A 943-nucleotide genomic window follows, 5' to 3' on the forward strand; every position below is an offset into this window, starting at 1 on the left:
TGAGCCTTTGCCAACCTGATCATGCGTTGGCGATCATGAGGGTCTGAACTGCGGCGACGAGCTTGTCGGCGGTGTTCGGGCTGGAACGGATCTTGCGCAGGATCCGCCAGTTCTTCAGCTCGGCGTTGACCCGCTCGCCCGGCCCGCGACGGCGTGCGTGAGCGGTGTTCACGTCCTTCTGGTCCTGGGAGAGGCGGCGGTAGCGGCCGGTGTCGGGGTCGAGCCGGCGTCGGCGCTGTGGGACCGCGACCGTCGGCCCGGCGCCCTGGTAGGCGGTGTCGGCGGCCGCGGGGATTCCATGCGTGGTGAGCGCGTCGATGATCCCGTGCTCACGGGCGGCGCCCATGTCGTGCCGCGCTCCGGGCAGCGGCGGGGAGATCCACACCAGGCGACCGATCGGGTCGGCGATGACCTGCACGTTGAGCCCGTGCGCCTTGTGCTTCCCAGAGTAGAAGGCCCGGTCGTAGCCCGATGCCATGCCGACCCGGTCGATGCGTAGCAGGGTGCCGTCGAGGATGACGAACGCCTTCCGGGACGCGACCTCGATCGCCTGGGCGAGGGTGGGGGCCATCGCGGCGAGCAGGTCGAGGGCTTCGCGGACGTAGCGGTAGACCGTGGAGGTGCCGATCGTGAATCCGCAGGCCAGGTCGGCGTAGGTCTCACCTTTGCGCAGGTGCGCAAGGACCAGCAGCGCCTGCCGGCCGGGCGAGAGCTTACGCCAGCGCGTTCGGCGCTGGTTGCGGTGCGCCCGCAGCGCATCGGACAGCACACCGAGCGCGCGGCTGGACATGGTCATCCCGGACGGGTAGGACAGCACCTTGAAGCTCCTGGTCGGACGGTTTGATCTCAGCAATCGCCCGTCTACCAGGAGCTTCACTCATTCGGGGTCACGCCACGCCGTACACGCCCTGACCTGCCCGTCCGTCAGGTTGGCAAAGGCTCA

1 protein-coding gene is annotated in these 943 nt (G+C 68.8%); it reads right to left on the reverse strand.

What is annotated here, in order from left to right; translation table 11 throughout:
• Positions 1-19: 19 nt before the first annotated feature.
• Positions 20-817, reverse strand: a complete 798-nt coding sequence (locus PHY01_RS26080; protein ID WP_141282930.1) for a transposase family protein — start codon at positions 815-817, stop codon at positions 20-22.
• Between the last annotated feature and the right edge of the window lie 126 nt (positions 818-943).

Source organism: Pseudonocardia hydrocarbonoxydans (assembly GCF_006539565.1).
In the GTDB taxonomy this organism is placed as follows: Bacteria; Actinomycetota; Actinomycetes; order Mycobacteriales; family Pseudonocardiaceae; genus Pseudonocardia; species Pseudonocardia hydrocarbonoxydans.